Here is a 7,976-nt window from a genome sequence, read left to right as displayed (position 1 = left end):
CGCGAACTTGTTCGGACCCTTCCGAGTGGAGCATACCAAGATCGTCTTCACCAGTTCCTACGGCGATTTGCAAGGCAAGCAATACGTCACGCTGCGCTCGGCGCAGCCCCCCGCACCCGCTTGGAAAGTCATCGACAATGTTTAAGCGTACACACGTCGTCCGCGCCGCAGCGGCGGCGCTGATCTTCGCCCTCTCCGGCGGCGCAGCGTTCGCACAGACACCCGCACCACCCGCAGCCATCCCGCTCACGCTGAACGACGCGATCGCGATCGCACTACGTCAGAATCTCCAGTATGCGTCGGCACGTACGTCCATCGATGCATCCGTGGCGCAGTTGCGCCAAGCACGCGCCCCGGAACTACCGGGATTGGCTCTCCAAGACAACTATCTCTACGTCAATAACATCGCCAAACTGAGCACGCCGATGGGCGAGATCCCATTCAGCGCGGTCAACGCGACGAACATCCCGGTGTTGGCGCTCCAGTACACGCTCTTCGACGGCGGATTGACGGCGGCGCGCGTCGGCCAAACGGTGGCCGGGCTCGCCGCGGCGGAGGCGAACGCACGCGAGGCGCGCGGTGCCGTCATCGCGCAGGTCTCGAGCGCCTACTACGGGCTGCTGACGGCCATACAGATGCGGGACGTCGCAAACCGCGCGATGAGCGTAGCGCTCGGACACGTGAAACAGGCACAGCAGTTTCTGACGAGCGGCATGATCCCGCGCTCCGACGTGCTGCGCGCGCAGGCAGAACTGGCGAGCGAACAAGTGAATCAACTGAGCGCGGCCAACGCCGTAAGTTTGGCGCAAACGCAACTCGATAGCGTGCTCAACGTGCCGATGACGCGCGTCTATCAGCCGACCGATCCGCTCGCCGGGCCGGCCCCGGCCTTCAATCTCGATTCGCTGCTCGCTTCCGCATACGCGCAGCGTGGAGAACTCGCGGCGGCCCAGGCCGCGGTGACGGCCGCGCAACGCGCCGTGAGCGCGGCTCGCTCGGGATCGCTGCCCCACATCACGGCGACGGTGGCCGACGGCAATACGCAGCCGGCGGTGGTGGGCGGCTACCACAACCAATTCTCCGTCGGCCTATCGGCCGTGTGGTCGCTATTCGACAACGGGTACACCGCGGGGCGCGTGGCGGAGGCGCGCGCGGGCGTGCGCCAAGCCGAACTCGGAGTCGAGCAGATGAAAAACGGTATCGAGCTGCAGGTACGCCAGGCCTATCTCAACGTGAACGAAGCATCGGCCCGCGTGAGTGCGGCCGAACATCTCGTCACACTCGCGGACGAAAACCTGCGGCTCGCGCAGGTTCGCTACCGGGGCGGCGTCAGCACCGCGCTCGAGTTGCAGGATGCCGAACTGCGCGATAGCTCCGCCCGCCAAACGCTGGCGGGGGCACAAGCGGCCCTGCGCCAAGGCGTGGTGCAAGTGCGCTTTGCCGCCGGACTCCTGTAAAACGGCAGCATCCCTACGACGCAAAACACGACAGCCATCCGCTCGCGCGGATGGCTGTCGTGTTTGAGGTGCGCACATCAGCGCAGCCTCGCGGCTAAAGGGCGTTGGCCAAAGCCCAGCCCTTGGGAGCGCCGATGCCGGTTACCAAGTCGTAACCGCTTACGGCAGAGTAAGCGCCGTTACTACCCGACGTGACGTCGGTGTAATCGGTGTAGCCGCTCGTACTGAACACGCTGTACAGTTTCGGATTGATGAAGCCGAAATGCGTGTTGTGCAGTTCGTTGACTTCAGCCATGAAGGCCACGAACTCGGGCGACGACCACGACGTGCCGTCGACCTGCTGCTGCGTACCGTTGGCGTACACCATGACGCCGACGCCCGGTAGCGAGATATCCGGGTTATTACGGCCGGACGTAGTCACTCCGGCGATGCCTTGCTGGTACGACGGAAGCGCGAAGATCGTCGAGACGCCGCCGCCGGACGAGAAGCCGTTCGCCGAATCGACCCCGGCGGTGATGCTCGAGAGCGTTCCGCTGGAGCTTTCGGTGAAATTCACCGCTCCGACCGCAACGAAGTACGGATCGGAAGCCGGCGAACTCGGTGCCGGCGGGTTGTTTCCGGTACCGCATTCATCGCTTCCCGAATCGCCCGAGGATGCCGCGAAGGTAATGCCCTTGGCTGCGGCCTGTTCGGCAATCGAGTTGGTCGTGTTGGTGAATGCCGTGTCGCCGGTCTCGCAACCGCCGAACGAGGAGTTGATCACCGAGGCGATGCCGTCGGAGACCGCGAGATTGTATCCGTCTTCGATGGATTGGGAACTGAGGCTCGGGAAGTTGTAGACGCGAATATTCGCGCCCGGCGCAAGGCCGCTGATCGTTTCGACATCAAGAGCCGTTTCGATGTAATCGCTGCTCGATGCGCTACCGCCGCCGTCGACGGCGACGTTGGTGATGGTACCGGTTTGCGTGACGCCGGCGGCATTGAGGTAGCCGGTGACGTCGCTCTGATTGATCGGCGTATCGATTTCGACGGCCACGGTTTGGCCGGCACCGTTGCATCCGTGTTGAACCGGGAAATCGAAGGCCTTGGCGACGCCGGTCGCCAGGAAGCCGTTTGCGCCGCTCAACGGGCCGTTATCGGCCGCTGCGTTCGTGCAATTCGCCGCAATCGGCGTCGATGTCGGTGCGGCCGTCGGCGTGGGCGTGCTCACCGGCGTTGCCGTGGGTGCGGGGGTCGGCGTGGGTGTCTGTACCGGCGTCGCAGTCGGAGCCGGCGTCGGCGCCGGAGTTGCCGTCGGCGCCGGGGTCGGCGTCGCCGTGCTGCCGTTTGTGAGCGACACGTCGTCGAGATACTGCGCGTCGTACATGCCCGGATACGGCGACCCGTGAACGCCGAAGTACAGGTAGTACGAGCCGCCCGCATAGGCGCTCAGGTTGACGCTCTGCTGCACCCAGCCCGCATTGTTGTTCGCCGAGGTGTAGAAGTTCTGGACGACGTTGCCGCTGGAATCGAGCAGATCGGCTTCCTGCCACGAATAGGACGTATCCACTTCGTCGGTTTGCTGATAGACCCAGAACGTCAACGTCCCATTCGTGGGGACGGTGACGGCTTGGCAGACGCCGGCATCGCCGTTCGGCTCGTTATTCGTCATGCCGCTGAGTTGATCGTACGTGCCGGCATGCGGATGCAGCGTCGAGATCGACGCGCTCGCGTTCCCGCACTGGAACCAGCCGCTATTGATCGCGCCGGTTTCAAACCCGGGGTTCGAAATCACGTTCGTGGCGTACGCGGAGAAGGCGCTGCGCATCATCGGATGCGGAGCGCCGAGGGCGCGCAGTTGGCGCGGCACCGTGTGGCGTCCCGGCGTGACCACGCGCGCGCGGGTGTGCGCGACCACGAGATCGTTCATCGTGACGTCCTTGACCAGCGGCGCAATCGTGGCCGGCAGCGTCGCGACTTGTGTATTCAAGTAGCGCTGACCGTATTTGCCCTGCGTGACGGTATGAATGTGCGTTTTAAAGAGGCTCTCCACCGCGGAAGTTGGGGCGATCGCATCGATGACCGTGCGGTTCGCATATTCGTGGGTGATCGTGAAACCGGCGCTCCGCAGCGATTGCGCCACGGCTTGCTCTTGCTGCGCCGTCGGAGCGAACATGCTGTTGAAAGCTTCGTTGCTCAAATATTGATGGTACTGCCCGGAGGCGGGATTGCTCTGCGCGGCGACGAGCTGATCGAGCTGTGCCTGGTTGTTGTACTTGAGCAAAATGGCGACTTTGACCGGAGCGGACGGCGCGCGCCGCCCCATGTCCGAAAACGCGAACATTCCGGCCGCGTGCGGTACGCCGCCGGGCACGAAGTGGACGCTGTCGATAGTGGCCCCGGAGGCCGCGCCGCCCGCGGCCGCCGGCATCGAACCGGTAGGTGCCGACGGTATGGCGGAATGGCCTCCGCAAGCAGCCAGCGCCATGCTCAATACGAGCAACGACGCCGCGACTCTGACTGATCTATGCATGTGACTCCTAGCGATAAATAGCAAGCAGAACGCAGCCCATTGGGGGCCGCAGGTTCACGTAAACTCGACAGTACGCCAAAAGCCGCACCGCGAATAGCGACACTCGCCAGTTAGGAGGATTCGCACATAGGTGCGAATTGCCGGATTCAGGTCACCGGGCCGATTTTCGCACGGATCGTTCGTTTAGCAGGCCACAGATAGAGAAACGGCGCGAGGACGAAGATGACGATGCTCGCCGTCGTGTTAACGAATGAAATCGCAACCGCCAACGCACAGATCGCAGGCAGAATCATCATCCGAATCGCCTCCAAACGGATCAGAGGCTTCGGAAGTTTTGCATCGACCAATCGCCGGTCGTGCGTCGCATACCACCAAATTGCGAGGAGTGAGAAGCCTAGGAGCGCGATGTTCGCGCCGTAAGCGGCGATCGCCGTTCGACTATCGTCGAACGCGCCGAGCAGGCCTGCCGAAAACGGCGTGACGACGACGAACATCATGAAGAGCAGATTCAACCAGAGCACGGTACGATCCGAACGCCGAATGAAGACGAAGACGTGATGGTGGAGCACCCAATAGAGCCCGACGATGAAAAAACTGACGGCAAAGGTGCGCATGTGATGCCAGAGGGTCGCAAGATACGGCCAGACGCTTGCGTCGGGCGGGTGCGCGGGAATGCGCAAGTCGAGCACGAGCAGGGTCATCGCGACGGCAAAGATGTTATCGCTGAGCGCCTCGAGGCGAGCGGTACTCGCCGACTCGGGCAGAGTATGCGTGCTGAAAATATTCATCGTTCCTTCTCTCTACGATAAGCGATACCGGAAGGTTCGCGGATCGGAAACCCGGCCGTGCGTGCAACCGAGCGCAGAGCCGCAATCGGGCGATGCTCTTTCCGGCGTCAGGCGCAATACTTCTCCAATGAGACCGCAAGTTTCGGGACGACGCTCGTTGCGCAGTGCGCTATGCTCGATGCATGACTTTTCGCATTTCCGGGCTTCCAGTTGAGCCTTTTGTGTCTCTCTACGGCCTTAACGACGAGGCACTCATCCAATTCGGAGCGCGCCGCTACATTGCCGACACGATGCCGGGGTTCCCCTGTCGGGTGACGCTCAAGGACGCCGAACCGGGCGAGCGCGTTCTGCTGATCAACTACGTACACCAACCCGCCGATACGCCGTACCGCGCCTCGCATGCAGCGGGAGACAACTATCGGTCCGCGCCTTCGATGCGACCGGTATGATGATCGATGCCGGCCTCGTTGACGGCACGGAACTCGAATCGCTCATCGCTCTCCTCCTCGCAAACGATGCGGCCGCATACCTACAGGTGCACTACGCGAAGCGCGGGTGTTATGCGGCTCGCGTCGATCGAGCCGCTGGCTGAACAATATCCGGTGATCGCGAACTTATGGTGCGCCCGTACTGAGGACTTTTGCATGATCGCGCGCGGATATCGCATGCCGTCAATAGGCGCCGCTCTTCAGGTCCCTTTCTGTTGAGGCGGAAACGTAGGGCGTTGGTTTCATCCGGCAAACAAATTGCGTGCAACGAACAGCGTGGACACTTTGGGCTATCGACCAGCGGGGCAGGAATCGAAGTATGCTGCGCTATTTTCCTGGCTTCGGCGATCGAATCAGTTGCTTGCGCGATCAACGCATCGTCAATAGGGACATCGACGTGCGTCTTTGACGCCGGGTAGTAAATGCGGCCGGTGTCGCACGCATAACCGTGCTCCGGCAGGAGCAGCGCTTGGATGCAGACTTGCACGCGCTCCGGATCGTACGGCCCTCGCGCGGGAACCGTGCCGCGCTTGAAATCACGGGCACCGAGCTATCGCCCTCGGTCCGAACAACGTCGAGCTTGGCGACCACCCCTAAGCGCTCAGACGATAATTCAACGGACGTCGCTTCGCCACGAAGTTGGGTGATATCGTCGGGTAATTCTCCGCGAGGCCGGTCGACACGCCGATGCACGCGTTCGCCGTCGACCGTATCGTGCGATGATTCAAAATCTCGCTCGACGTACTCAAGCCAGAACAAGCGCGGGCAATAGACGTACTCATTAATCATTCGCGCCGGAAGCAGCTCCGGCGGGTCATCTTCGATCATGTGCCTTGCCCTTTCCCTAAGCCTCCTGCGTGGGAACGACCCAGGCGCACTTGACTAACGCAAACGGATGGGTAGGATGAAATATCGGGACATGGTTGAAATTATTGAGCAAGATGGATGGCGGCTCGCTCGCACACGCGGGTCTCACAGGCATTACACCCATCCGGTAAAGTCCGGTATAGTTACGGTCGCGGCTCACGGCATGGGAGCCGATATCCCTAGGAAGATATTGCACGCGATTTTGAAGCAGGCAGGTTTGAAATGAGAGACTATGTGGCACTCCTGGAACGGGCAGATGATGGCAGTTGGAGCGCATATGTTCCCGATCTGCCGGGCTGCACAAGTTATGGCCCAAGCCGCGAAGAGGCCGCCCGCAACGTCCACGACGCCGTCGCCAGCCACATTGAGTGTTTGCGCGAAACGGGCCAACCCGTCCCTGAGCCTTTATCACTCGCGGAAATCGTCCACGTTGCCTAGTCGCACGGCTCGAACTGCCCCAAGCCGAAGTGTGCCAGTCGCCCAAGAACGATCGGCCCGGTAATCGGCGCTGCGAATCGCAGCGTAGCACCAACAGCTGGAGGAAGACGCTCGGACTTGCCACGACGACGACTGCGAAACGCATCGAGCCGTGCTCCAATTCGATGGAGGCCGCGGCACGATATTCATCGTGCGTGCATCCCTTAGGAAACCACACATCGACTCGGTCGATCATTCCATACGCGCGCGAGTCGAACGGCAGGTAGTACGGATGGTCATGCCCCTCGCGCTTAACGCAGTCGCCGCCATCATCTTTCCCGACGAGTCGCAACGATGCCGGCATGCCGTCACGTCGACTCACGTAAAGAAGCGCAACCCGTGTGGGTTGCGCTTCTTTTATCGGGCGTTCTTGGACGCGTTTTACGGCGTTGCGGTCGGTGCGGGCGAGGCGCTAGGTGAGCCCGATGCGCTCGGCGACGACGTCGCGTTGGGTGATGGGGTTACGATCGGCGAGAGCGTCGGGCAACTCGCCGGCGAGGGCGAAGGCGAAGCGCCGCCGCCTCCGGTAACGGCTCCGATCGGAGCCTCGATCGATACGAGTTCCTGGCCGTTCTGCGTGACCGTCAGGTCGATGCGCGCGGCGGTGGAGAGGTACGGGAACGTTAGTGGTCCGGTGAATGCGGTGGTCTTGTACTCGAATTGCGGCGAAGAGTCCGAGTCGCTGACTTTCTCCTCGAATTTCAAGCCGTAGCCGCCGCCGGTCGGGCCGCCGGCGATCGGCGAAACCGTGATGGTGGAGGTCCCGCACGCGGTAATCGCGATCGGGAGATTCGCCGGCAGCGTTCCGTCGCTGCTGTTGACGTTTTGGTCTTGTCCGTCGGAGGGGTTCTCCGTTGCGGTCTGCTGCTCCGGATCGCTGGGTTCGACCGTACCGGTTCCGCTCTGGTCGGCGGCGCTCTGGACGGTGATGGCGGGCGGCGGGCCGGCGCTATAGACGATATCCGACGCCGTTGCGGCGATGGCCGTTGCCAGCGTTACGGTCGCGACGATCGCGGTCGATCCGCTACCGACCGTGACCGTCACGGTTGCACCGACGGGAAGCGCTTGCGAAAACGTCAGTTCGCTGAAACCGTTTCCGTCGAGCGTGCCGGTCGCGACCGTGGCGCCGTTGTACGTGACCGTAACGGGCGTCGGGGTGCTCGAGCCGGCCGACATGGCTTTGCGCCGCGCGGCGAACGGCAGAACGCTGCCGCTGGCTGCGGCGACGGTGACGCCGATCTTTGTCGCGCCGGTCGCGCCCAGGATGGTCGGCGGCGTCAGCGAGCCTCCGGACGTGCTGCCGCCCCCGCCCCCTCCGCAGGCTGCGAGGACCAACGCGAGGCCCGCCGTGGCTCCGAAAAGGGTGAGGGTTTTGTGTTTGATCATG

6 protein-coding genes and 1 pseudogene are annotated in these 7,976 nt (G+C 62.6%); 4 read left to right on the top strand and 3 right to left on the bottom strand.

Annotated features, from left to right (window positions below):
• The first annotated feature begins 137 nt into the window (after positions 1–137).
• Entirely contained in the window at positions 138–1,457 is a 1,320-nt protein-coding gene (locus VMW12_09305; GenBank protein ID HUZ49914.1) for a TolC family protein, read from the top strand.
• 94 nt (positions 1,458–1,551) lie between these two features.
• On the opposite strand, the gene VMW12_09300 is transcribed toward VMW12_09305, so the two are convergent.
• Both VMW12_09300 and VMW12_09295 read right to left on the bottom strand, forming a co-directional pair.
• Entirely contained in the window at positions 1,552–3,969 is a 2,418-nt protein-coding gene (locus VMW12_09300) for a protease pro-enzyme activation domain-containing protein (GenBank protein ID HUZ49913.1), read from the bottom strand.
• 146 nt (positions 3,970–4,115) lie between these two features.
• Positions 4,116–4,757 carry a TMEM175 family protein gene (locus tag VMW12_09295; GenBank protein ID HUZ49912.1) on the bottom strand — a complete coding sequence of 214 codons (642 nt, stop codon included), beginning with the start codon at positions 4,755–4,757 and terminating at the stop codon, positions 4,116–4,118.
• A 182-nt stretch (positions 4,758–4,939) separates the two neighbouring features.
• On the opposite strand from VMW12_09295, the pseudogene VMW12_09290 reads away from it, so the two are divergent.
• From VMW12_09290 to VMW12_09280, 3 genes and pseudogenes are all read left to right on the top strand, one after another.
• Positions 4,940–5,349 (top strand): annotated as a pseudogene (locus VMW12_09290) (DUF1203 domain-containing protein).
• A 791-nt stretch (positions 5,350–6,140) separates the two neighbouring features.
• Complete coding sequence (locus tag VMW12_09285) at positions 6,141–6,338, top strand: type II toxin-antitoxin system HicA family toxin (protein HUZ49911.1); 198 nt, start codon at positions 6,141–6,143, stop codon at positions 6,336–6,338.
• The gene (locus VMW12_09280; GenBank protein ID HUZ49910.1) at positions 6,335–6,550 is read left to right on the top strand and encodes a type II toxin-antitoxin system HicB family antitoxin; all 216 of its coding nucleotides are present in this window, start codon (positions 6,335–6,337) and stop codon (positions 6,548–6,550) included. Before VMW12_09285 ends, VMW12_09280 begins: the two co-directional genes overlap by 4 nt.
• A gap of 420 nt (positions 6,551–6,970) precedes the next feature.
• Here VMW12_09280 and VMW12_09275 read toward each other — a convergent pair whose 3' ends face one another.
• Positions 6,971–7,975 (bottom strand): hypothetical protein, encoded by a 1,005-nt coding sequence (locus tag VMW12_09275; GenBank protein HUZ49909.1) that lies wholly within the window; start codon positions 7,973–7,975, stop codon positions 6,971–6,973.
• Position 7,976 lies beyond the last annotated feature (1 nt).

It is taken from the genome of Candidatus Dormiibacterota bacterium (genome assembly GCA_035532835.1).
GTDB lineage: Bacteria > Vulcanimicrobiota > Vulcanimicrobiia > Vulcanimicrobiales > Vulcanimicrobiaceae > DAHUXY01.
The sequence above is the reverse complement of the archived record's forward strand: the minus strand, read 5'-3'. Positions and strand labels throughout refer to the sequence as shown.

What these genes read in the sequence shown, in the direction of transcription:
- VMW12_09305 (HUZ49914.1), top strand. Translation starts at nt 138, where the DNA reads ATGTTTAAGCGTACACACGTCGTCCGCGCCGCAGCGGCGGCGCTGATC.
- VMW12_09295 (HUZ49912.1), bottom strand. Translation starts at nt 4,757, where the DNA reads ATGAATATTTTCAGCACGCATACTCTGCCCGAGTCGGCGAGTACCGCT.
- VMW12_09275 (HUZ49909.1), bottom strand. Translation starts at nt 7,975, where the DNA reads ATGATCAAACACAAAACCCTCACCCTTTTCGGAGCCACGGCGGGCCTC.
- VMW12_09300 (HUZ49913.1), bottom strand. Translation starts at nt 3,969, where the DNA reads ATGCATAGATCAGTCAGAGTCGCGGCGTCGTTGCTCGTATTGAGCATG.
- VMW12_09285 (HUZ49911.1), top strand. Translation starts at nt 6,141, where the DNA reads ATGGGTAGGATGAAATATCGGGACATGGTTGAAATTATTGAGCAAGAT.
- VMW12_09280 (HUZ49910.1), top strand. Translation starts at nt 6,335, where the DNA reads ATGAGAGACTATGTGGCACTCCTGGAACGGGCAGATGATGGCAGTTGG.